Source organism: Streptomyces polyasparticus, from assembly GCF_014493765.1.
GTDB classification, from domain to species: domain Bacteria; phylum Actinomycetota; class Actinomycetes; order Streptomycetales; family Streptomycetaceae; genus Streptomyces; species Streptomyces polyasparticus.
Genome location: NZ_JACTVJ010000006.1, coordinates 71,005 through 91,498, shown reverse-complemented (window position 1 = coordinate 91,498; position 20,494 = coordinate 71,005). Strand labels below are relative to the sequence as shown.

Genomic DNA, 20,494 nt, shown 5'->3' with positions numbered 1-20,494 from the left:
CTCATCGCCTGGCCTCCAGGACCTCGAAGGGCGAGGGGACCTGAGCGCTCACCGAGCTGATCAGGGCCTTCAGATCGATCCGTACAAGATCGACGTCCGCGATCCGCAACGTGAGATCGCCCGCGACGACCACACCGCCGGCGAGCAGCCTGTCGAGCAGATCGACGAGAGCGATCTCCCGGCGTTCTATGACGGTCACCAGACCTCCTCACCGTTCTCGCTGTCGGGGCTGCTGAACGAGTACGCGGCCCAGGGGCCGGTGAGTTCCACGCGCAGTTCCGGTTCCTGGTCCTTGGTGCGCTCGACGCACTCCACGAACTCCTCCGAGGCCGAACGGCCCACCAGATAGGCCCCGTTGAGAATGTTCCGGCCGCTCACGCGCGAGAGCTCCGGGTTCTGCGGACGGTGCAGCCGGGTCGCCGCCGCGCGGGCGGTGAGGTCGCGGTGCAGCTTGTCCGCGAAGGATTCGGCGCGCGCCCACATCCGGTCCGCGCCCTGCTGACGGGCGCGGCGCATCCGCAGATAGTCCCGGCCGCTCGCGCTCGGCCCGTGCTGCGGCACCTCGGCCTGTTCGGGCTCGCTCGTCGGCTCGGCGTACACCTTGACGCCCCACTCCACACAGCCGTCGATGCGCGAGAGCAGCTCCCGCAGCTGCTCGCCCTCGTCCTGGAGCATCGTCCGTACGCCGCTGTCGTCGCGGAACACGGTCCCCAGGCGCAGCGGCACCGGGCAGGTGACCGTGGTCAAGGCGGCGATCACTGCCTGGTGGGCGCGGGCGGTCCCGGTGAGCCAGTCGAGGTCCTCCAGATGGGCGCGCAACGGCTCGTAGCCGAAGTCCGCCTCGGGGACCTGGCTGAGCACGGCGACCAGGCCGCCGTGCGCCAGCTGCTTGAGCGGTGCGCCGCCCACGCCCACCAGATCCGACTGCAGGGCGGCCTCGAAGGGCCGGCACACCGCGTACACGTAACGGAGGTCGTTCATCAGGAGCCCTCTCCCTCCCGTCGGAGCTCCTTGGCACCCGCCTCGAGCTCGGCGATCCGGGCCTGCAGCTGCTCGTTCTCCAGGGCGAGGTCGGAGCGCTCGCGGTCCACCTCACGGCGCCGCGCGCCGGAGGAGAGCGACGGGTCGTCCTCCCACCAGTCGATGCCCATCTCCCGCGCCTTGTCGACCGAGGCGACGATCAGGCGGAGCTTGATGGTGAGCAGCTCGATGTCGAGCAGGTTGATGCGGATGTCACCCGCGATCACCACGCCCTTGTCGAGGACCCGCTCCAGGATGTCGGCCAGGTTGGCGCTGCTGCCCTGCCCTCCGTAGGGGTCCGGCAGTCTGCTCGCGGTCGTCATCGGCGCCCGGTTTCTGCGTATTCGTCCTGGTGCTCCGGGTCGTATTCCTCGTCCTCTTCGTAGGCCATCTCGTCTTCCTCGCCTTCGACGTCGTCTTCGTCTTCGTCTTCGGCGCGTTCCCGGCCTTCGGCGTCGTACGCCTCCTCGTTTTCGCCGTCGGGCTCGTCCTCGTACTCCTCCGCGTACTCGTCCTGCTCACCCTTGGCCTCCTCCAGCTCCGAGGAGCCCTGCGCGGAGTCGTCCTCGTCCCGCTCCTCCTCGGCGATGGCGTCCTCATGCGAGACGACCACCTCTCCGTCGCGGATCTCTCCGCGCCAGCCGTCGCTCGCCTCACCGCGCAGCGAGATGTGGCGGGCGAAGTGCTTGAGGTCGAGGCGGGCGCGGCGGCCCTGGGCGCGCCAGATGTTGCCGGTCTTCTCGAACAGACCCTTCGGGTAGTACTCGATGATCAGCAGGATGCGGGTGAGGTTCTCCGCGAGCGCATGGAAGGTCACCACGCCCTTGGTGGTGCCCTTTGCGCCCTCCGAGGTCCAGGTGATCCGCTGGTCGGGTACCTGCTCGGTGGTGTGCGCCTTCCAGCTCCGGTTCGACCAGAAGACCTTGAGCTTCCAGTCGGACGAGGTGTCATCGGCGACGGTCGCACCCTTGACGCCCTTGGCGAAGGTGGAGAACTCCTGGTACTGCGTCCACTGGTCGTACGCCTCGCGGACCGGGACGCCGACGTCGACGTATTCGAGGATGACGGTCGGCTTCTGGCCCGCACCGCCCTTCTTGCGCTTGCCGCCGAGTCCCTTGACCGCGCCCATCAGCCGCTCCTTGAGACGGCTCCCGGTGAGTTCGACGGCGCTGCGCACCGGCCCCTTGCCCTCGGCGAGCTTGCGGCCGCCCTGCAGGGCGAGCTGTGCGAAGCCGGGGCTGCGGCCTTCGGCGATGTCGTTCAACTTGACGGTGGTGGAGCCGAGTTTGTGGCCCACGCCCACGAGCGCGCGTTCCAGCTGGGCGAGCATGAAGGCCTGTGCTTCGGCCTTGAGGCGGTCGGCGGCCTCGCTCTTGGCGAGACCGGTGACCGGATTGTCCTTGGCGTCAGCCATCGTCACGGCCTCCCTTCGCGCGGGCGGTGCGGCGGGCGGTGCTCTTCGCCGCCGAGGTGGTCTTCTGCGCGGCCGTGGTCTTCTTGGCGGCCGTGGACTTCTTCGCGGGCGCGGACTTCTTCGCGGGCGCGGACTTCGCGCCCGACGCGGTCTTCCGCGGGCTGCGGGAGGTCTCGTCGGACTTCCTCGGGTTACGGGAGGTCTCCTCGCCGGAGGTCCTGCGCGCCTGCTGCTTCGGCGCGGGCCGCTCCTCCTCGTACTCCTGCTCCTGCTCCTCCTCGTCGTACTCCGGCTCGTCCTCCTGGCGCTTCGCCTGGCCCGGGATCACTCCGGACAGCCGGTCCTGCACCCCGAGCGTCCTGTTGTGCAGCCGGTCCGAGATCCCGTCGAGGCCGCGTTCGAGCACCGCGCCCGTGGCGGCCTTGCCCACGCCCTGCATGTCCTGGCGCAGCTGATCGCCGATCTCCTTGAACTGCGGGTTGTTGAGCAGCTGCTGCTGTACGAGGTCGGCGAGCGCGCGCGGCGAGAGCGGAAGCTTCTTGCCGGCCACGAGGGTGCCGACCGCGAACGCCAGCTTCATCTTCTTCGTGCGGCCGAGCACGTATCCGGCGCCCACGGCGAGGCCGAGTGCCATTCGGTTCATTGTCTGTTCGTCCGTTCCGTCGCGTACTGGAGCCGGTCGAGGAGGTCGTCCTCCAACCGGTCGAAGGTGTCCGCGTCGATCTCGCCCGCCTCCAACTGCTCTTCGAGACGGCCGAGTTCGGCGCGGATCACCCCGGGGTCGTAGTACTGCCGCTCGGCCTCGTCCACGACCTGTTCCATCACCCAGAAGGAACCGCGGACCGGGGCGAACGGCAGCAGTACGAGCTCTTTCACCAGACCTGTCAGGCCCATCGGTCAGTGCCCGGCCGTCTGTGCGGCGTGCGGCGCCGGGCCCGGCTCGACGAAGCTGTACGGCGGCAGGGGGCCGTTGACCCTGAGGTCGAGGTGCGGATGGTCGCCGCGCAGCTTGTCGACCGAGGCGAGGAACTGCTCGGTGTCGTCGCGGTCCACCAGGAAGGAGACATTGGCCAGCCATCCGGTGCTCTGCGGGCCGACGCTCACGTCGGCGGCCACGCCTTCGAGCTCCTGCTGTATCTCCACCGCGTCGGCGGCCTCACGGGCCTGCACGGCCTGGACGACCATCTCGCCGAGCCGCAGCCGCTGCTCATAAGTGCCGCCCGCCGCCTGCCGGTTGGCCTCGGTGAGGGTGCGGATCTCGGGGTTCTCCCCCATCACACGGTGCAGCACGGCCTCTTCGTCGTGCGTGGCCTTCACGTTGTACTCGACCTTGCCGTCGAGGGCTTCGAGCCGCTCGGCGTAGTGCGCGGCCCGCTCTTCGAGCACCGCGGCCACCGTCTTGTCGTCGGGCGCGGTCGAGCCGAAGCGCATCGGCAGCACGGGGCCGCCGGCGCCCGCCTCGCTCAGCACGTTCTGATGGGCGAGGAGGTCATTGCGCTTGGGCCGCAGGTTCTCGGGCGCGTCGCTGACCAGCGCCGAGAGTTCGCCGCCGGTGACGATGCGCACGGGCAGGGCGGGATCGCCGATGCCGCCCATGTCCTTCGGCGGGTTCGGATGCGAACGCCGCACGATGCCATAGATGTACGTGGTCACTCCGCTTCCTCCTGCCGCTTGCGGGAAGCCGTCCGCTTCGTGGTGCGCCGCGGTGCCTCCTGGCCCTCCTCGCGCGCCTGGCGGAACGCGTCCGAGATGGTCTCGGCGGCCCCGCCGAGCGCGCCCTTGCTCTTGCCGCGGGCGCCGGATTCGGTGATCTCGCCGACGAGATCGGGCAGACCCGGGCTCTTGCGCGGGCCGGCTTCGAGGTCGAGGCGGTTACAGGCCTCGGCGAAGCGCAGATACGTATCGACACTGGCAACGACGACCCTGATGTCGATCTTCAGGATCTCGATGCCGACCAGGGAGACACGCACGAACGCGTCGATCACGAGGCCGCGGTCGAGCACGAGTTCCAGGACGTCGTACAAGCCACTGGTGCCTCCTGAACCGCCGGTCTGCTGTGCTGGGACAACGGTCATGACGGACCGTTCCTCCTTGTGTGGTATCGGTGGGCATGACCCCTTTTCAGCGCCGCTGGGCGTCCGCGCGTCCGCGTTCGTAGCGGCGGACACGGCGGTAGCCCATGAGCTGGCCCTCCGGGTCGAGGTCGACGGCGTAGGTGGCGAGCAGGCTCATGGTGTCGGGGACGCGGGTGAGTTCGAGCACCTCTATCTCCAGGTGCCAGCCGTCCTCAGTGCGTTCGAAGGCGGATGCGCTCTCAGCCTCCATCCCGGTGAGCTCCGCCAGCTGGAGCATGGCCTCGCGCAGCACGGCCATCGGCCGTGGCGCCTGCCCGGCACCGTTCGATTCGGCCCCGGAGCCGGTTCGGGTTTCCTTGCGGGTCTTCCCGGATTCGCGCTTGTCTGTCTTGCTCTTGTCCGCCTCGTTCTTGCTGTTCTCCGACTTGCCGCTTTCTGCCTTCTCGGTTTCTGTCATCACAACCTCCCGCTCCGAGTGACCCGCACCCCCTTGGCCAAACCCCCGCGCACGTCAGCGCACCACCGCGGTCTCCACGAGCAGCCGTACGGCGGCGGCGACGGCGGCCGCGTCGATACCGGCGGACCGCAGCTGCTCGGCGGGCTTCGCCGAGCCGGGCATGTGGCGGACGGCGAGCCGGACGAACCGCGGCACGGGCCGTCCGTCGGCGAACGCTTCGAGCACCGCGTCGCCGATGCCGCCCTCGGGCCGGTGGTCCTCGACGGTCAGGAGGCAGCCGGTCTGCTCGGCGGCCGCCCGCAGCGTGGTGGTGTCCACCGGCTTGACCGAGTAGAGGTCGATCACCCGGCAGGCGATGCCGATCTCCGCCAACTGGTCCGCGGCGTCCAGGGCTTCGCGTACGGTCGCGCCCGCCGCGACGAGTGTGACCCGGTCCTTGTCCGAGGAGCGCAGGACCTTCGAGCCGCCGATGGGGAAGCTCTCGTCGGGTCCGTAGAGGACAGGGGTCGCGCCGCGGGTCGTCCGGAGATAGCCGATGCCGGGGCGTTCGGCGAGTTCGGCCACGAGCTGGGCGGTCTGGTTGCCGTCGCAGGGGTAGAGCACGGTCGATTCGTGCACCGAGCGGAACATCGCCAAGTCCTCGAGGCCCATCTGCGAGGGCCCGTCCTGGCCGATGGCCACTCCCGCGTGCGAGCCGACCAGGTTGATGTTGGCGCCGCTGACGGCCGCCATCCTGACGAAGTCATGGGCGCGCGTGAGGAAGGCCGCGAACGACGAGGCGTACGGGGTGAATCCGCGCGCCGCCATCCCGACGGCCGCGGCCACCAGCTGCTGCTCGGCGATGTAGCACTCGAAGAACCGCTCCGGATGCTCCTTGCCGAACAGCTCGGCCTTGGTGGAGTCGCTCACCTCGCCGTCGAGTGCGACCACGTCGCCCCGGGCCGCACCAAGGGCGGTCAGCGCCTGACCGTAGGCGGAGCGGGTGGCGACCTCCTCGCCCTTCTCGTAGCGCGGCAGGTCGAGGTGCCCGGAGTGCACGGCGTGCAACACCCGTGCCGCCGGCGGCTGTTGCACCTCGACGCGCAGGTCGCTCACGCCGCCGAGTTCCGCGATGGCCTCCTCCGGGTTCTTGAGCGGTTTCCCGTGCAGCCCTTCGCGGTCCTCGGCGGCGGCCACGCCCTTTCCCTTGAGGGTGCGGGCGAGCACGGCCGTCGGCTGGCCCAGTGTGGAGCGGGCCTCGGCGAGCGCCCGGTCGACCTCGTGCACGTCATGGCCGTCGCACTCGACGGTGTGCCAGCCGAAGGCCTGCAGCCGGCGGGCGTAGGCGTCCAGGTCGTGGCCGTGCCGGGTGGGGCCGCGCTGGCCGAGCCGGTTGACGTCGACGAGGGCGGTGAGATTGTCGAGATGCTCGTGACCGGCGTGCTCGACGGCCTCCCATACGGAGCCCTCGGCGAGCTCGCTGTCCCCGCACATCACCCAGACCCGGTAGCCCACGCGCTCCAGGCGCTTGCCGGCCAGGGCCATGCCGACCCCGACGGGCAGGCCCTGGCCGAGCGATCCGGTGGCGACCTCCACCCACGGCAGGGTGCGCGGCGTCGGATGGCCTTCGAGCCGGCTGCCGAGCGCGCGGAAGGTCCGCAGCTCGTCGTCGTCGATCAGGCCCAGCGCCTTGTACGAGGCGTAGAGCAGCGGTGACGCATGGCCCTTGGAGAGGATGAACCGGTCGTTGCCGGGGTGTTCGGGCCGCCCGAAGTCATGGCGCATATGGCGCCCGAGCAGCACGGCCATCAGCTCGGCCGCGGACATCGAGGAGGTCGGATGCCCGGAACCCGCGGCGGCGGCGACCCGGATCGAGTCGACCCGCAACTGCTGGGCGAGCCGGGCGAGTTCGTCGTCAGTCGGCTGCGTCATCGGGGGCCTCCCTGGGTGGTGCGGGCAGTCGGGCGAGTTCGGGCGAGGCGGTGTCGAGCGGCACGGACCAGGAGCGCACCAGGCCCAACTGCACGGCCTGACGAGGCAGTACGGCGTCGAGCAGCCAGTCGGCGGCGACCCGGATGCGGTTGCCGGGCATCGCGGCGAGGTGGTAGCCGCGGGTGACGGCCGCTGCAGGCGGTCCCGCGAGCGGCAGGCCGAGCGGATTGGCCGCGGCCTTCACCCCGCCGAGGTCGACGGTGAAGCCCAGGTCGTGATGCTTGTACGGCTTGCGCGCACCGAGCCCGAGCGACGCGGCCACATTGCGCCCCGCCGTCGCACCCTGCCGCCACGCGTGCTGCGCGGTCATCGGCGTGTACGAGCCGGGGTTGGCCAGGTCCGGTACGGCGGCCGCGTCGCCGCACGCGAACACCTCGGGGTGGCCCGGCACCTGAAGGAAGGGGTCGACGAGCAGACGTCCGCGTTCGAGGGGCCGGCCGGTGGCCTCCACCAGCGGGTCGGGACGGACGCCCACGCACCAGATGAGGGTGCGGGTGTCGATGAACTCCCCGTCGTCCAGGTACACGCCCTCCGCGGTGGCCTCCTTGACGGAGGTCCCGGTGCGCACGTCGACACCGCGCTGCCGGAGCACCTTGTGCGAGGTCTTCGACAGCCGTTCGTCCAGCTCGGGCAGCACCCGGGGCGCGATGTCGAGCAGCATCCAGCGTGCTTCGAGGTCCGGGTGGCGCCGCAGCAGCGAGTCGGTGAACAACTTCCCGTGCGCGGCGACTTCGGTCCCGGTGTACCCGGCGCCCACGACGACGAAGGTGCAGCGGGCGGGGTCCTTGTCGTTCGCGGCGAGTTCGGTCTGGCGGATCACGTGGTCGCGCAGGTACAGCGCCTCGGGCATCCCGCGGAAACCGTGCGCGTGCTCGGTCACACCGGGTACGGGCAGCAGCTTGTTCACACTGCCGACGGCCAGGACGAGACGGTCGTACGACAGGGTCCCCTCGGTGCCTTCGGGATCGCGGTAGCGGACGGTGCGTCCTTCGAGGTCGAGCCCCTCGGCCTCACCGAGCACATGGCGCACCCGGGGCAGAGTGCCCGAGAGGGAGACGGTGACCCGGCGCGGTTCCAGGACGCCCGAGGCGACCTGGGGAAGCAGTGGCAGGTACAGGAAGTAGTCGGTGGGGTTGAGCAGGACCACTTCGGCGCGGTCGCGGGCGACCCGGGACAGGGTGCGGGCGGCCCGGTATCCGGCGAAGCCGGCCCCGACGATCACGATGCGGGTACGGCTCACGATGGTTCAGCCTCCGGCTGTGGTCGGGGAGCGTCCCGGGTGCCCGTGCGCCGTACCGCCAAACGTTTCCGTGCCGCAGCCGGGGTTACCCGCCTCACACCTCCCCTTCGCCCGAGAGCCGGTTCGCGATGAAGAACACCGTGCCCCTGCGGGCCCCGGCCGTCTGCGCCTACACCGTGCCCACCGACGCGCCCGAGGCCGACGGGAACCGCAGCTGGGACACCACCTCCGTGGTGGTGGTCGCGATCGGCGCCGGGGACACGACCGGCACCGGCTGGACGTATGCGCCCGCGACCGCCGCGGATGTCGTACGCGAGCAGCTCGGCCCGGTCGTGACGGGTCTCGACGCCCTGGACATCCCGGCCGTGCACGAGGCGATGCGCGACGCCCTGGGCGAGGCGGGCCCGGGCGGCCTCGCGGGGTGCGCCCTGTCGGCCGTCGACATCGCCCTGTGGGACCTCAAGGCCCGCCTCCTCGAACTGCCGCTCCTGCGGCTGCTCGGCGCCGCGCTCGACGCGGTCCCGGTGTACGGGAGCGGCGGCTTCACGACGTATCACGACGCCCATCTGGCGGCTCAGCTCGGCGGCTGGGTGCACGGCCAGCGCATCCCCCGGGTGAAGATCCGGATCGGCGAGAGCCACGGCCGCGCGGTGCTGCGGGATCTCTCCCGGGTCCGCGCGGCACGCCATGTCATCGGCCCGCGCACGGAGTTGTACGTGGCGGCCGGCGGCGCCTACACGCGCAAGCAGGCCGTCCGCGTCGGACGGGCGCTCGCCGAGCTGGAGGTGGGCTGGTTCGAGGCGCCCGTGCCGCGCGCGGATCCGACGGGCCTCGGCCTGGTGCGCGAGGGTGTGGTCTGCGATGTGACCGCCGGCGGGTACGCCGACGATCTGGCCGAACTGGCGCGTACGGCCACGCTCGTGGACTGCGTGCAGGCCGACGCCACCCGCATCGGCGGGCTCACGGCCTGGCTGCGCGCGGCCGCGCTGGCGCAGGCGCACGGTCTGGAGATCTCCGCGTACGGAGCGCCGCATGTCCACGCGGCGGCGGCCGCGAGCGTGCCGAACCTGCGCCACATCGAGTGGTTCCACGACCACGTACGGGTCGAGTCGATGTTCTTCGACGGGGTCCTCGATCCGACGGGCGGCGTGGTGCGCCCGGACGGCGGCATCGGGCACGGGCTCCGGCTGCGGGCGGAGGAGATCGAGAAGTACAGGGTGGCGTAGAGGCACGGGCGGGCCCTTGCCGATCGCGCGCGGGCCATTGCGTGGCGTGGCTCGTGGCCGCCGTGCGAGCCTCTGGCGCATGGAGAGCAAGGAAGGCGCCGGAGGCGTTGTCAGGGGCGGGACCTTCGGCCGGAGCGCGGAGGTACTCCCGGAAGTGATCCTGATCGGCGGCCGCAGCGGGGTCGGCAAGTCCTCCGTCGGCTACGAGGTGTCGGCGCTGCTGCGGGCCGCTTCGGTGGCGCATGCCCTCATCGAGGGCGATGTCCTCGACCACATCCATCCCGCGCCGCCGGGCGATCCGGACCGCTCGGAGATCACCGCGCGCAATCTCGCCGCGCTGTGGGCGAACTACACGGAGCTCGGCTGCCGGCGCCTGATCTACACGAACACGGCCGCCGTGCTCGACGGCTCGCAGTGGCTGTTCGAGCGGGCGTTGGGGCCGGCCGTCCGGATGCACCCCGTGCTGCTCACGGCCTCGGACGAGACGGCGGCCGTCCGGCTCGGCAGGCGCGAGATCGGCTCCGAGCTGGAACAGCAGCTGCGCCGAAGCGCCCATATGGCGCGGCGGCTCGAGGAGCACGCCGCGCCGGGCACGGTGCGGGTGGCCACCGACGCCAGGTCGGTCACCGAGGTGGCCCGCGAGGTCATCGCCGCTGCGGGCTGGTGATCCCGCGGCCGCCTCCACGGTCGGCCGGTCCCGCGTCCGAAAGCGATCCGGAGGGGATCAACGCCCCTCGGGATAGCGGCTGTCGGCGGGGCCGAGGCGCGGTTCGCGCGGGGGCTCGACCGGCGGGGCGGGGGTGCCGGGAGGTCCGCCGGGCGGCGAGACAGGCGGGACACCCGGGGCCGCGGTGGCCTCGGGGGTCTGTGCCGCGCCGCCGGGAGGTGACGGCGGCGGGTGCGGGGCCATGCCCTCGTACGCATGGGTCTGGTCGGGCATCTCGCCCTGGTGCGGGGGACGGGCCGGGTGCGGCCTGGCCGCGTTGCGCAGTGCGTAGGCCGCGCCGGCCAGGAGCACACCCATGATCAGGGCGGCGGCCCAGTCGGGCAGCCCGATCGCGAACACCAGGCCGAGCGCGAGCGCACAGGCGGCGCCCGCATAGAGCGCGACGGCGCCGGACGCCGCGTACAGCGAGGCGGTGCGCCGCTGCTTGCGGGTCTGCTTGCGCAGTTCCTCCCGCAGCTCCGTGCGCAGCTCGTCCCGGATCTCCGCACGCACCGTGTCCCGTACGACCTGCGCGAGGGTGTCGCTCATGGCCTTCTCGGCCGGGTTCTCCGTGGTGATAGGTCCAGTGCGTTCCATGGCGGCCGGGTACCCCTGTGTCCCGGCACCTAACGCGGGGCGTTCCCGCGAAACGATCTCCCCGCCGCCGCGCCCCAACTACCCTCGGTGCCATGGAGATTCTGGGGACCACGCTGCGGATCTGCGTCGAGGATCTGGACACCTCGGTGGCCTTCTACGAGCGGCTCGCGGGCGCCAGAGCGCTGCGTTTCGAGCGCGGTGGGGTGCAGGTCGCCGCGGTCGGCTGCTTTCTGCTGATGAGCGGGCCCGAGGCGGAGCTCGAAGTGCTCCGCAAGGTCACCGCGACCATCGCGGTCCCCGATGTGGAGGAGGCGCAGCAGGTGCTCGCCGCCTCCGGGGCCCACATCGTGGCGGGCCCGGTGCCGACCCCGGCGGGCCGCAATCTGATCGCGGTCCACCCGGACGGCACCGTCTTCGAGTACGCGGACCAGCGTTCCGTACGGGGATAGCCGGCCGCCCCGGACGGGGGCTGCCGGTCATCGTTGCCTTCGTACGCGTCCGTCAGCCGTCCTCTCGTACGGGACGCATCCGGAAGTCGTAGCGCGCGGGCACCGGTTCGTCGCTGACGGCCGCCCAGAGTTCGGCGATCAGCTCGGAGCCCTCGCTCAGGTCGGCGACCTCGAAGCCCTCCTCGAAGATGCGCCGGGCCGCCTCCTTGTCCCCTTCGGCCAGGAGCAGCCGGGCCTCCAGGAGCCGGAAGCGCCCCCGAGTGCGGGTGACCGGGCGCAGCCCGTCCCACACCGTGCGCGCCTGCTCAAGGCGGCCCGCGGCGATCAGGGTCTCGATGGCCTCGCGGCCGAGCGCCGCGCAGGCAGCCGTCCACACCTCGGCTTCGCGACGCTCCGCGCACAGGTCGGCGAAGGCCTCGGCATAGCGGTCGGCGGCGCGCTGCAGCTGTCCGGCCTCACGGTCGGCCACCGCGAGGCAGCGCAGCAACGGCCAGACGGACGGGGCGAGTTCGAGCCCGCGCTCCCAGCTGCGCACCGCCTGCGCGAAGTCCCCGGCATGCCACTGCGCGACGCCCAGGTGGTACTCGGTGAGCGGCGCGGCGGGAGCGGTCTCCAGCATGTTCCGCCAATGCCGGGCTACGAGCGTAGGGCCGGGTGGCGTCACCCGGCGCGGTTCGGGATACGAGCCGGAGTGGGCCAGCTCGATCCAAGGTGCCTGTTCGGCGTCGAGGGTCGACTCGTCGAACGGGGTGCCCGGGAGCTTGAGCCGTTCGCGCAGCACTTCGAGTGCGCCCCAGCCCGATCCGGTGGCGAGCCGCTCGCCCGGTTCGGTGTCGGCGCACTGCCGCCACTGCTCGTACGCCTTCTGCACGGCGGCCCGCGGCAGCGCCTCTTCGAGCCGCGCTTCCGCCTCCTGGCGCGCCGCGGCCCAGTCCTCGCCGTGCACCCGTACGGGATCGGCGCTGAGCGGCCCGTACGCCTCGCACCAGCTCAGCTCGCCCTCCGACTCCAGGCGCAGGTGTTCCAGCTGGGTGCGGGCGAGGCCCGCCTGTATCTCGGCGTAGCCTCCGGTGCCGGGCTCGGTGAGCCAGTCCTGCCAGCGCCGGCCGCCGGTGGAGCCGCCCCAGGTGAACAGCTTGCGGCCGCGCAGCCGGTCGGTGGAGGCCTGCGCGAGTCCGTGGCCGCGGTCGTCGAGCGCGGCGATCCAGCGGCGCGTGCCGTCGGGCAGTTCGTAGAAGTAGTCCGCGGGATGCGGGCTGTTCAGGGGGTACGAGCGGTCGGTGCCGTCCAGTTCGGGGATCGGCACGCGGTTCAGGGCGCGCTCGTAGCCGTAGTGCCAGGCCTCGTCGGCGGGGGCGAGCACCCGGTGCTCCTCGGGGACCGCGGTGTTCGACCACCAGTAGACGGGCACGGGCTTCTCGTGCGGATTGCGGATCCGGACGGCCGCGTACAGGAAGTCGGAGTCCTCGGGCAGCCAGAGGTCGACCTGGAAGGGGGTGTCGCGCAGCCGCTCCCACTCCCAAAGGCGCAGCATCGGCGTGCCGTCGGGGCCGTCCACGCGGGCGGCGTGGACGGGGGCGCAGGACAGGGTGGAGTGCCCGGTGGCGCCGATGTTCCACTCGATGCCGCCGGAGAACCAGGCGCCGTTGAGCGCGAAGGCCGCGGGCTGGAACACCGGGTTGGTGTAGAGGAGTTCACGCCCGGTGGGCTTGTGGTGCAGGGAGTGGATCCGGCCGCCGAGGCCCGGCAGGACGCTGACGCGCAGGCGGGAGTTCTCCAGGATCAGCGCCTCGAGGGTGAGGTCCTCGCGCGTGCGGTCGTAGCCATCGAGCACCGGCACGGGCAGGATGCTGCGCAGCGGCCGGTAGCCGAGCTGGCGCCGCATGTCGAGCGGCAGCGTCTCGCGCAGGCGCTCGTCCACGGAGACCGCGTGGACCTTGGCCGGCGGGCAGAGGGCGGGCAGCGGGTTCGCCGGCCCCAAGGGGGCACCGGGCAAGGTCAGTTCGGCACGTCGGATCGTCGTCACCCGACCATGGAACCCGCTGTCCGCACCGGTGACCAGGGGACCTCCTGGTCAGAATTACGCAAAGGCGAAAGATGCAGGGGCCACGTAAGGTGGTTCGCCGACGGCATTCAGGGGATCTTCCGTCCCGCATTCACGGGATCTCATGCCCCATTCGACTCCGAGGGAAGCAGCACGGCATGGGCGCAGCGCACACGTACCGTGTCATCGTCCGGGGCGCCTTCGAGGACCTCGGCGACGAGACGCGCGCCCGGCTGCTCGCCGAGGTCGACGAGCACGGCATGACGGCGATGCGCTTCTCCGAGGAGGGCTCGCTCGCCTACGACCGGACGCTGAAGCACTTCTCGTTCCGCTACGTCGCCGTCTCGGACAGCGAGGACGGCGAGGAGATGGCCGGCGCCATCGCGGAGGACCGGGCCGAAGGCGCGCTGCGGGAGCTGGGGACCGGGCACGGGGCGCTCAAGTCGACGGTGACGGACATGGACACCATGAAGATCAACCGCAAGGGCCGCTGAGCGCCTTCGGTGACGACCTCGCTTCACCCCGCCGCGAACTCGACGACGGCGAGTGTGCCCGCCGGGTGCACCGCGACCAGCTTGAGTCCCGACTCCCCCGCCAGTTCGGCCAGTTGGGACGCGGGGCGCTCCTTGCCCGCGAAGAAGACCAGCATCCGCAGATCCATGTCCGTTCGGACCTGCTCGCCGTCGCCGCCGATCTTCTCGATCACGAAGACCCGGCCGGTGCTGCCGGCCGCCTCGGCGCAGCGGCGCAGGATCGCGAGGGCGGAGGAGTCGTCCCAGTCGTGCAGGACCGACGAGAGCAGATAGCCGCCGTAGCCGGTCGGGAGTTCGTCGAAGAAGCTGCCCTCGACCGCGTCGGCCCGCCCCTTGAGCCGCTCGGCGGTGAACCGTATCCGGGCGGACTCGGCGGTACGGTCCCGGTCGAGCACCGTGCCGTGCAGCTCGGGGTGGGCCTTGAGGAGCTCGATGAGCAGCGCTCCGTTGCCCCCGCCGACGTCGAGCACACGTCCCAGCGAGGTCCAGTCGTACGCGGCGGCGATCGCGGGCCCGTCGGCGGCGATGTCCCGGCTCATGTGCGCGTCGAAACGCTCCTGCCGTTCCGGCTGCGTGGCCAGGTCGTCCCAGAACGACGCCCCGTACCGCAGCGGAAACCCCGGAAGCCCGGTCCGTACGGAGTGCAGCAGCTCCACCAGTGACAGATCGGCCCGCCCCACCGGGGCACCCATGTCGAGCCAGGGGTGCAGGTCGGAGGGGTGGGCGGAGTGCAGGGGGGCACCGAGCTCCGTGAGCGCATACCGGCCGTCCCCGTCACGGTCGAACACACCCTTCGTCGCGAGATGCGCGAGCATCCGCTCCAGGGCGTCGGCGTCGGCGCCCACGACGGCGGCCAGTTCGCGTGCGGTGCGCGGACCGTCGTCGAGGGACTCCGCGATCCGCAGGGTGGCGGCCGCGCGGATGGCCACGGGAGTGGCCAGGTCGGCCAGCCGTGCCAGCTCCGGCTGCCCGGGCGGCGCGGCGGCAGGGTCCGGGGGCGGAGTCGGAGTCGGAGTCAACGCGGTGGCCCGTGGGCCGGCTTCTTCGGAGGGACCCTCGGTCCCGCTGCCCGGAATGTCCGCAGTCATGGCGCGTCCTCTCCCCAGCTCCCCCGGGCCCTCTCCCCGCCGGTGAACGCGATGGTGTCCGCTACCGGACCATTTCCCGCGTGAGGGCCCACCGCTCATGGTCGCGCCACGCCCCGTCGATGTACAAGAAGTCCGGCGAGAACCCCTCCAAGCGGAAGCCGCAGCGGCGGGCGAGCCCGATCGATGCGGCATTGCGCGGCTGGACGTTGATCTCCAGGCGGTGCAGGTCGAGCGGAGGCGCGAAGGCATGTCCGACGACGAGGCGCAGCCCCTCGGTCATCAGTCCCTTGCCGGCGGCGTGGGAGAAGGCGCCGTAGCCGAGCGCGCCGCAGCGGAAGGCACCGTGGACGATGTTGTTGATGTTGACGTAGCCGGCGAGGCGTCCGCTGTCACGCTCGCAGACGACGAAGCCGGCGCGTGCGGGGTCCTCGATCAGCCGCTGGGCGTACGTCGTGAACTGCTCGGCCGTGGCCGGGGGCGCGAGCCACGGGTGGTGCAGCTCGCGGCTGGCGCGGGCGAACACGGTGAAGGCCTCGCCGTCGGCATACGTGAGACGACGTATGCCGACGCGAGGCCCGGCGGCAAGGAAAGTGGTGCGGTGGGGCATGCCCGAAACCCTAGAACCCCGGTGGCGGGGTTGCTGATTGGGGGCGGCGCCACCTTGGGGGCGGGGCTGCCTTTGGGGCGGGGCTACTTCTTGGGGCAGGTCTCCGTCTTCTTCACGACGCCGATGTCGAGCGCCTGACCGTTCAGTTCGACGCCGGGGGCCGGGGTCTGGGTGCAGACCTTCCAGTTCAGCGGCCACAGGACATGGCGCTGGAAGCCGCTGACGTCGTGCAGGTCGACGCGGGTGCGGTAGTCCACCGTCTGGAAGACGTCCATCAGGGCCTTGCCCCTGAAGTCCGGCATGGGCGGACCGGCCGCCGCGGCAGTGGTCACGGTGAGGGCGGTCGCGGCGAGCACGGTGCCGGTGAGCACGGCTGCGCGCTGGATGAGAGGTGTCACTTCCGTCTCCTGATGAGGTAGGCCCCGCAGAGGGCACCGATCAGCCCCGTGCCGAGCAGTGCCATCCACAGAGGCATGGTCACTTCGGGGATCAGCAGGCGGATCTTGGTGTTGCGGGTGTTCTCGAAGATGAAGATCAGGCCGAGGATGCCGATGGCGGCGACGGTCAGACGTCCGGGTGTCATCAGCCCTTTGGCCTTGCCGCCGCCGCTGCTCTTGGAGTCGTTGGAGCTCATGCGGGACCTTCCGTCCGGAGTAGCGCCGTCGCCCCCTGGGCCCAGCATGAGCAGGTGGGCGCCGGTGGCGCACGCGGCCGGTACCCCTGGGGGTGGCTCGGTGGGCCTAACGGGTGAGGGCGGGTGGCCGCGGGCGCGGGGTTCCGGCTCACTGGGTGCAGGGAGTTTCCTCGGGAACGGAGACGGTCGATGACGCAGCAGGTCCACCTCGGCCGTGAGCAGGAAACGCTCCTGATGACGCTGTACCTGCGCGCGGTCGACAGCGGGCGTGCGCGGCCCGTCCTCGGTGACCCTCATGCGCAGCGGGTCATGGCGCAGATCGATTACGACTTCGGGCGGCTGCGGGGCCTGCGCGGTGGCGCTTCCCTGGTCGCGGCGCGTGCGCGGCGCTTCGACGCCTGGACCGCCGAGTTCCTGCACGAGCACCCGGACGCCGTGGTGCTGCATCTGGCCTGCGGCCTGGACAGCCGTCCGCTGCGCGTGGCGCGGCCGGCGTCGACCGTGTGGATCGACGTGGACTATCCGGAGGTCGTCGCGCTGCGCGAGCGCGTGTACGGGCCGGTCGACGGGGTGCGGACGGTGAGCGCCTCGGTCACGGAGCCGGGGTGGTGGGACGAGGTGCCTGCCGACCGGCCGGCGCTGGTCCTCGCCGAGGGGCTGTTGATGTATCTGTCGCCGGACGACGTCAGCCGCCTCGTGAACCGGGTCGTGGGACACTTCCCGTCAGGACGGCTGGTGTTCGACGCGGTGGTGCCCTGGGTGAGGTCCGTGTCCGGGCTCCACCCGGCGCTGCGCCGCGCGGACACCCGTTTCCGCTGGGCGCTGCACTCCCCCACGTCCTTCGCCCGCGCGCACCCGCCGCTGCGTCTCCTGAGCGACATCCCGGCCCTGGACGAACTCGGCCGCTGCCGCCGAGGCACGGTCTCCCGTACGGCCCTGCGGGGCCTCGGCAAGGTCCCTGGCGTGGGCGACGCCCTGCGCTTCGTACGCTACGGCTTCGCCGTGACGTCCTGACCGCACCCCGCACCCCGCGCCCAGGTCGGGGCCGACACCTCGCCCGGACGCCTCACTAAGCCCCTCGCCGGGCCCGCTCAACTCACTCCGGCCCCGCGCCCGGACGCCTCACTCCGCCCCTCACCGAGTTCTCTCAGCTCACTCTGGCCCCTCTCCCGGACGCCTCGCTCCGCCCCACACCAGGCCCTCTCAACTCACCCCGACCCCGCGCCCGGACGCCTCACTCCGCCCCTCACCGAGTTCTCTCAACTCACCCCGACCCCTCTCCCGGACCCCTCACTCCGCCCCGCCCTGTCACCTCACCCCACCCCTGCACCCCACCTCGTCCCTGTCACCCCACCTCGCCCCGCCCAGGGCCCTCTCACCCCAACACCCGCCCCTCACCCCAACACCCGCCCCTCACCTCAACGACGTCACCTCACCTCAACGCCGGCACCTCCACCCGCAGCTCCGCCGCACCCCCCACCGTCTCCGCCTCAAGGACCGCCGGCACCCCGAACGGCATCGTCAGGGCCCCGTCGCAGTGGCCGAAGCCGAAGTCCTCGACCATGGGGACGCCCAGCCCGCCGAGGCGGTCGGTGAACACGGCGCGGACCTGCTCGGACGGACCGCACTCCTCCCACGAGCCGAGAAGCACCCCGGCCACGCCCTCAAGCCAGCCGCTGCGCAGGAGTTGGGTGAGGTGGCGGTCGATGCGGTAGTCCTCCTCGTCGACATCCTCGATGCACAGCAGACCGCCGCGGGCGGACGGCCGGGCGTGCGGGGTGCCCAGGTCGGCGGTGAGCAGACTGAGGCAGCCGCCGGTCGGGACCCCGCGGGCGCGCCCCGGCACCAGGACCCGGCCGCCCGCGATCGTCTGCACCGTCTCGGGCGCGAACAGCGTGGCCTTCAGATGCTCCTGCGCCCGCGCGTTCTTGAGGAAGTCGGCCGCCGCCGTCATCGGCCCGTACAGCGTGGCCAGGCCGAGCCGGACCGCGAACGCCTCGTGGAGCGCAGTGATGTCGCTGTACCCCACGAACACCTTCGGCCCGGCCGCCCGCAGCGCATCCCAGTCGAGCAGATCGACCATGCGCTGCGCCCCGTAGCCGCCGCGCGCGCAGAACACCGCCGACACGGCGGGGTCGCACCAGGCGGCCTGGAGATCGGCGGCGCGCTCGCGGTCGCCTCCGGCGAGATAGCCCAACTCCGGGTGGGTGGAACGGACATGGGGCGCCACGACGGGGTCCAGGTCCCAGCCGCGCAGAATGTCCAGGCCGGCTTCGAGCCGCTCCTCCGGTACGGGACCGCTGGGCGCGACGACGGCCACGCGCGCGCCGGGCGCGAGCCGCTGCGGCCGGGTGAGGGGCGCGATGCCCCGGGGCGTTCCGGCATCGTCCCAGCCGCTCGCCATCGACTCTCCTTCTCGCCTCACTTGCTCAGCTCCAGTCTGGCGATCCCGGGCGGATTGAGCCCGAACACCTGGGCGTACAGGGAGAGTTCGGCTTCCAGCGCCCTGATCATCGTGTCCGCTCTGCGGAAGCCGTGCCCCTCGCCCTCGAAGGCGATGTACGCATGCGGGACCTGCCGCCCGGCCATCCGCGCGAGGAACCGCTCGCACTGGCTCGGCGGGCAGACCACGTCGTCGAGCCCTTGGAGCAGCACGAACGGCGCGGTGATGTGCTCGGCCTGGGTGTGCGGCGAGCGTTCGGCATAGCGGCCGCGGACCTCGGCGAGCGGGCCGATGAGCGACTCGAGGTAGTGCGATTCGAAGTCATGGGTCCCGGTGGCCCACGTTTCGAGGTCGAGCACCGGATAGATGATGGTGCCGCATGCGTACACATCGGTGGTAGCGAGCGAGGCCGCCGCCGTCCAGCCGCCCGCGCTGCCGCCGCGGATGGCGAGCCGGTCCGGGTCGGCGGTGCCCTCCTCGGCGAGCGCGCGGGCGACCGCCGCGCAGTCCTCGACGTCCACCACGCCCCACTGCTCCCGCAGCCGCTCGCGGTAGGCGCGGCCATAGCCGGTCGAGCCTCCGTAATTGACCTCGGCGACGCCGATGCCGCGCGAGGTGAAGTAGGCGACGGTCAGGTCGAGCACCAGCGGCGCGTGCCCGGTGGGCCCGCCGTGCGCCCACACGACATAGGGCGGCAGGGCATTGTCGGGCCCCCGATAACCGGGGTTGTGCGGTGGATAGATGTGGGCGTGGATGTCCCGGCCGAGCGGTCCGCTGAAGGTGCGCAGCTGCGGCTCGGGGTAGTACGCGGGGTCCACCGGGTCGTCGTGCGGGGCGCCGATGACCCGGGCGCGGCCCGTGCGGATGTCGAGCTCGACGACCTCGGCCGCGCTGCGCGGGCTCGCCCCCGTCCCCACGACACGGGAGCCGTGCGCGGCGAGCGTCGCCGACCAGGCGGTCCAGGGACCCGCCACGTCCACGACATCCGTGGTCTCGGGGTCGAGGATGCCGAGCGCGGTGGTGCCCACGCCGTGCACGACGGCCACCGTGCCGTTCTCCAGCGGGGCGAACCAGCGCTGCCCGATCGTCCACAGCGGACCGGCGAACTCCTCGGCGCGGGGACACAGCGCCGTCACGTGCAAGGCCGGTGCTTCGCCGTGCCCGGGCCGCAGTTCACCGCGGTAGAGGTTCCACCACCCGCTGCGGTCGGAGGCGAACAGGAGGGTCCCGTCATGGCCCCAGTCGGCCTGGGCGATGGACTCCTCGGGCCCGCCCGCGACCACCTGGGCCGTGCCGAAGGTGCCGTCCGCCGTCACTTCAGCGACCAGCAGCTCCGTACCCTCCCAGGGCATCCGCGGATGGTCCCAGCCGATCCAGGCGGCATGCCTTCCGTCCGGTGACACCTGGGGCGAGGTCACGAACCGGTGGCGTCCGTCGGACAGTTCGCGCAGCGCGCCGCGGTCGTCCGCGGCCGAACCGTCGAGCGGCACGGCGACCAGGACCCGGTGCAGCTCCTCGGGCCCCTCTCCGGTGAACTCCTCCAGAACGCACCACACTTCACCGCGTTCGACCCGGATCTGCGGATCGGCCCAGCGCAGCCCGCCGCCCACGGACGACACCGGAGTGAGCGCCCGCGGCACCGCTCCGGGCGCATCCGGCTCGTACCCGTACAGCCGCTGGTCAGCGAAGTCGCAGAAGACGACGAGCGGTCCCGAGGGCCCCTCGGTCCCGGCCCAGGGACGGCCGCCGTACTCGATGACGCGGCTGCGCACATTCCACGGCGCGGGCAGTACCGGCTCCGAGCGCCCGTCGGAGCGCCGGCGCACCAGGGCACGGCGGCCCGCTTCGGCCGGGCGCGGCTCGGTCCACCACACCTCGTCGCCGACGAAGCCGACCCAGTCGGGCCGGCCGTCGTGCGAGGCGGCGAGCGCGGCGTCGATCGGCGAGGGCCAGTCCCCGTATGGCTCGGTGCGCACCATGTCCCCCATCC

General features: G+C 71.9%; 24 protein-coding genes. 5 read left to right on the top strand and 19 right to left on the bottom strand.

The genetic code is table 11. The features are described 5' to 3' along the window. Position 1 precedes the first annotated feature (1 nt). The 11 genes from H9Y04_RS12450 to H9Y04_RS12400 are packed head-to-tail and all read right to left on the bottom strand — an operon-like array spanning position 2 to position 8,177. Positions 2–199, bottom strand: coding sequence for a gas vesicle protein (locus H9Y04_RS12450; protein ID WP_187813872.1), 198 nt, complete (start codon positions 197–199; stop codon positions 2–4). After that, complete coding sequence (locus H9Y04_RS12445) at positions 196–981, bottom strand: GvpL/GvpF family gas vesicle protein (protein ID WP_187813871.1); 786 nt, start codon at positions 979–981, stop codon at positions 196–198. The genes H9Y04_RS12450 and H9Y04_RS12445 overlap by 4 nt, the downstream gene beginning before the upstream one ends. Continuing rightward, positions 981–1,343 carry a gas vesicle protein gene (locus H9Y04_RS12440; protein WP_187813870.1) on the bottom strand — a complete coding sequence of 121 codons (363 nt, stop codon included), beginning with the start codon at positions 1,341–1,343 and terminating at the stop codon, positions 981–983. The genes H9Y04_RS12445 and H9Y04_RS12440 overlap by 1 nt, the downstream gene beginning before the upstream one ends. Further along, complete coding sequence (locus H9Y04_RS12435; RefSeq protein ID WP_187813869.1) at positions 1,340–2,434, bottom strand: SRPBCC family protein; 1,095 nt, start codon at positions 2,432–2,434, stop codon at positions 1,340–1,342. The genes H9Y04_RS12440 and H9Y04_RS12435 overlap by 4 nt, the downstream gene beginning before the upstream one ends. Further along, the gene (locus tag H9Y04_RS12430; RefSeq protein ID WP_306660134.1) at positions 2,427–3,068 is read right to left on the bottom strand and encodes a DNA primase; all 642 of its coding nucleotides are present in this window, start codon (positions 3,066–3,068) and stop codon (positions 2,427–2,429) included. The genes H9Y04_RS12435 and H9Y04_RS12430 overlap by 8 nt, the downstream gene beginning before the upstream one ends. 5 nt (positions 3,069–3,073) lie before the next feature. Further along, complete coding sequence (locus H9Y04_RS12425; protein ID WP_187813867.1) at positions 3,074–3,328, bottom strand: gas vesicle protein GvpG; 255 nt, start codon at positions 3,326–3,328, stop codon at positions 3,074–3,076. Between the two features lie 3 nt (positions 3,329–3,331). Next, on the bottom strand, positions 3,332–4,087 hold the full coding sequence (locus H9Y04_RS12420; RefSeq protein WP_187813866.1) for a GvpL/GvpF family gas vesicle protein: 756 nt from the start codon (positions 4,085–4,087) through the stop codon (positions 3,332–3,334). Further along, on the bottom strand, positions 4,084–4,509 hold the full coding sequence (locus H9Y04_RS12415; protein ID WP_187813865.1) for a gas vesicle structural protein GvpA: 426 nt from the start codon (positions 4,507–4,509) through the stop codon (positions 4,084–4,086). The genes H9Y04_RS12420 and H9Y04_RS12415 overlap by 4 nt, the downstream gene beginning before the upstream one ends. A gap of 46 nt (positions 4,510–4,555) precedes the next feature. After that, positions 4,556–4,966 (bottom strand): gas vesicle protein GvpO, encoded by a 411-nt coding sequence (locus H9Y04_RS12410; RefSeq protein WP_187813864.1) that lies wholly within the window; start codon positions 4,964–4,966, stop codon positions 4,556–4,558. Positions 4,967–5,020: 54 nt separating this feature from the next. After that, entirely contained in the window at positions 5,021–6,877 is a 1,857-nt protein-coding gene (locus H9Y04_RS12405) for a transketolase (RefSeq protein ID WP_187813863.1), read from the bottom strand. Then, positions 6,861–8,177, bottom strand: coding sequence for an NAD(P)/FAD-dependent oxidoreductase (locus H9Y04_RS12400; protein WP_187813862.1), 1,317 nt, complete (start codon positions 8,175–8,177; stop codon positions 6,861–6,863). The genes H9Y04_RS12405 and H9Y04_RS12400 overlap by 17 nt, the downstream gene beginning before the upstream one ends. Positions 8,178–8,305: 128 nt before the next feature. Between H9Y04_RS12400 and H9Y04_RS12395 the strand changes: the two genes are divergently transcribed. Together H9Y04_RS12395 and H9Y04_RS12390 are read left to right on the top strand one after the other, a co-directional pair. Continuing rightward, positions 8,306–9,403: an enolase C-terminal domain-like protein gene (locus H9Y04_RS12395; RefSeq protein ID WP_187813861.1), complete on the top strand. Its 1,098-nt coding sequence runs from the start codon at positions 8,306–8,308 to the stop codon at positions 9,401–9,403. 79 nt (positions 9,404–9,482) lie between these two features. Beyond that, complete coding sequence (locus H9Y04_RS12390) at positions 9,483–10,070, top strand: nucleoside/nucleotide kinase family protein (RefSeq protein ID WP_236070779.1); 588 nt, start codon at positions 9,483–9,485, stop codon at positions 10,068–10,070. 57 nt (positions 10,071–10,127) lie between these two features. On the opposite strand, the gene H9Y04_RS12385 is transcribed toward H9Y04_RS12390, so the two are convergent. Beyond that, positions 10,128–10,706: a phage holin family protein gene (locus tag H9Y04_RS12385; protein WP_187813860.1), complete on the bottom strand. Its 579-nt coding sequence runs from the start codon at positions 10,704–10,706 to the stop codon at positions 10,128–10,130. A 92-nt stretch (positions 10,707–10,798) separates the two neighbouring features. Between H9Y04_RS12385 and H9Y04_RS12380 the strand changes: the two genes are divergently transcribed. Continuing rightward, the gene (locus H9Y04_RS12380) at positions 10,799–11,155 is read left to right on the top strand and encodes a VOC family protein (protein ID WP_187813859.1); all 357 of its coding nucleotides are present in this window, start codon (positions 10,799–10,801) and stop codon (positions 11,153–11,155) included. Between the two features lie 52 nt (positions 11,156–11,207). Here the strand turns inward: H9Y04_RS12380 and H9Y04_RS12375 are convergent, their stop codons facing one another. Further along, on the bottom strand, positions 11,208–13,181 hold the full coding sequence (locus H9Y04_RS12375) for a DUF5107 domain-containing protein (protein ID WP_187813858.1): 1,974 nt from the start codon (positions 13,179–13,181) through the stop codon (positions 11,208–11,210). Between the two features lie 176 nt (positions 13,182–13,357). Here H9Y04_RS12375 and H9Y04_RS12370 point away from each other — a divergent pair, with 176 nt between their 5' ends. Further along, positions 13,358–13,693 carry a DUF6204 family protein gene (locus tag H9Y04_RS12370; RefSeq protein ID WP_187813857.1) on the top strand — a complete coding sequence of 112 codons (336 nt, stop codon included), beginning with the start codon at positions 13,358–13,360 and terminating at the stop codon, positions 13,691–13,693. Positions 13,694–13,716: 23 nt separating this feature from the next. Here H9Y04_RS12370 and H9Y04_RS12365 read toward each other — a convergent pair whose 3' ends face one another. The 4 genes from H9Y04_RS12365 to H9Y04_RS12350 form a co-directional block, all read right to left on the bottom strand. Further along, positions 13,717–14,820, bottom strand: a complete 1,104-nt coding sequence (locus tag H9Y04_RS12365) for a methyltransferase (RefSeq protein WP_187813856.1) — start codon at positions 14,818–14,820, stop codon at positions 13,717–13,719. Between the two features lie 61 nt (positions 14,821–14,881). Next, positions 14,882–15,427, bottom strand: coding sequence for a GNAT family N-acetyltransferase (locus tag H9Y04_RS12360; RefSeq protein ID WP_187813855.1), 546 nt, complete (start codon positions 15,425–15,427; stop codon positions 14,882–14,884). An 83-nt stretch (positions 15,428–15,510) separates the two neighbouring features. After that, complete coding sequence (locus H9Y04_RS12355; protein ID WP_236070778.1) at positions 15,511–15,825, bottom strand: hypothetical protein; 315 nt, start codon at positions 15,823–15,825, stop codon at positions 15,511–15,513. Further along, complete coding sequence (locus H9Y04_RS12350; protein ID WP_187813854.1) at positions 15,822–16,061, bottom strand: LapA family protein; 240 nt, start codon at positions 16,059–16,061, stop codon at positions 15,822–15,824. The genes H9Y04_RS12355 and H9Y04_RS12350 overlap by 4 nt, the downstream gene beginning before the upstream one ends. A 189-nt stretch (positions 16,062–16,250) precedes the next feature. Between H9Y04_RS12350 and H9Y04_RS12345 the strand changes: the two genes are divergently transcribed. After that, a complete protein-coding gene (locus H9Y04_RS12345; protein WP_187813853.1) occupies positions 16,251–17,075 on the top strand; it encodes a class I SAM-dependent methyltransferase in 825 nt (274 codons plus the stop codon). Positions 17,076–17,493: 418 nt separating this feature from the next. Here H9Y04_RS12345 and H9Y04_RS12340 read toward each other — a convergent pair whose 3' ends face one another. Next, positions 17,494–18,426 (bottom strand): S66 peptidase family protein, encoded by a 933-nt coding sequence (locus tag H9Y04_RS12340; protein WP_187814408.1) that lies wholly within the window; start codon positions 18,424–18,426, stop codon positions 17,494–17,496. Positions 18,427–18,482: 56 nt separating this feature from the next. After that, positions 18,483–20,492, bottom strand: a complete 2,010-nt coding sequence (locus tag H9Y04_RS12335; protein WP_187813852.1) for a prolyl oligopeptidase family serine peptidase — start codon at positions 20,490–20,492, stop codon at positions 18,483–18,485. Positions 20,493–20,494: the final 2 nt, after the last annotated feature.

What these genes read in the sequence shown, in the direction of transcription:
- H9Y04_RS12445 (WP_187813871.1), bottom strand. Translation starts at nt 981, where the DNA reads ATGAACGACCTCCGTTACGTGTACGCGGTGTGCCGGCCCTTCGAGGCC.
- H9Y04_RS12440 (WP_187813870.1), bottom strand. Translation starts at nt 1,343, where the DNA reads ATGACGACCGCGAGCAGACTGCCGGACCCCTACGGAGGGCAGGGCAGC.
- H9Y04_RS12435 (WP_187813869.1), bottom strand. Translation starts at nt 2,434, where the DNA reads ATGGCTGACGCCAAGGACAATCCGGTCACCGGTCTCGCCAAGAGCGAG.
- H9Y04_RS12430 (WP_306660134.1), bottom strand. Translation starts at nt 3,068, where the DNA reads ATGGCACTCGGCCTCGCCGTGGGCGCCGGATACGTGCTCGGCCGCACG.
- H9Y04_RS12425 (WP_187813867.1), bottom strand. Translation starts at nt 3,328, where the DNA reads ATGGGCCTGACAGGTCTGGTGAAAGAGCTCGTACTGCTGCCGTTCGCC.
- H9Y04_RS12415 (WP_187813865.1), bottom strand. Translation starts at nt 4,509, where the DNA reads ATGACCGTTGTCCCAGCACAGCAGACCGGCGGTTCAGGAGGCACCAGT.
- H9Y04_RS12410 (WP_187813864.1), bottom strand. Translation starts at nt 4,966, where the DNA reads ATGACAGAAACCGAGAAGGCAGAAAGCGGCAAGTCGGAGAACAGCAAG.
- H9Y04_RS12405 (WP_187813863.1), bottom strand. Translation starts at nt 6,877, where the DNA reads ATGACGCAGCCGACTGACGACGAACTCGCCCGGCTCGCCCAGCAGTTG.
- H9Y04_RS12395 (WP_187813861.1), top strand. Translation starts at nt 8,306, where the DNA reads ATGAAGAACACCGTGCCCCTGCGGGCCCCGGCCGTCTGCGCCTACACC.
- H9Y04_RS12390 (WP_236070779.1), top strand. Translation starts at nt 9,483, where the DNA reads ATGGAGAGCAAGGAAGGCGCCGGAGGCGTTGTCAGGGGCGGGACCTTC.
- H9Y04_RS12385 (WP_187813860.1), bottom strand. Translation starts at nt 10,706, where the DNA reads ATGGAACGCACTGGACCTATCACCACGGAGAACCCGGCCGAGAAGGCC.
- H9Y04_RS12380 (WP_187813859.1), top strand. Translation starts at nt 10,799, where the DNA reads ATGGAGATTCTGGGGACCACGCTGCGGATCTGCGTCGAGGATCTGGAC.
- H9Y04_RS12370 (WP_187813857.1), top strand. Translation starts at nt 13,358, where the DNA reads ATGGGCGCAGCGCACACGTACCGTGTCATCGTCCGGGGCGCCTTCGAG.
- H9Y04_RS12365 (WP_187813856.1), bottom strand. Translation starts at nt 14,820, where the DNA reads ATGACTGCGGACATTCCGGGCAGCGGGACCGAGGGTCCCTCCGAAGAA.
- H9Y04_RS12360 (WP_187813855.1), bottom strand. Translation starts at nt 15,427, where the DNA reads ATGCCCCACCGCACCACTTTCCTTGCCGCCGGGCCTCGCGTCGGCATA.
- H9Y04_RS12350 (WP_187813854.1), bottom strand. Translation starts at nt 16,061, where the DNA reads ATGAGCTCCAACGACTCCAAGAGCAGCGGCGGCGGCAAGGCCAAAGGG.
- H9Y04_RS12345 (WP_187813853.1), top strand. Translation starts at nt 16,251, where the DNA reads ATGACGCAGCAGGTCCACCTCGGCCGTGAGCAGGAAACGCTCCTGATG.
- H9Y04_RS12335 (WP_187813852.1), bottom strand. Translation starts at nt 20,492, where the DNA reads ATGGGGGACATGGTGCGCACCGAGCCATACGGGGACTGGCCCTCGCCG.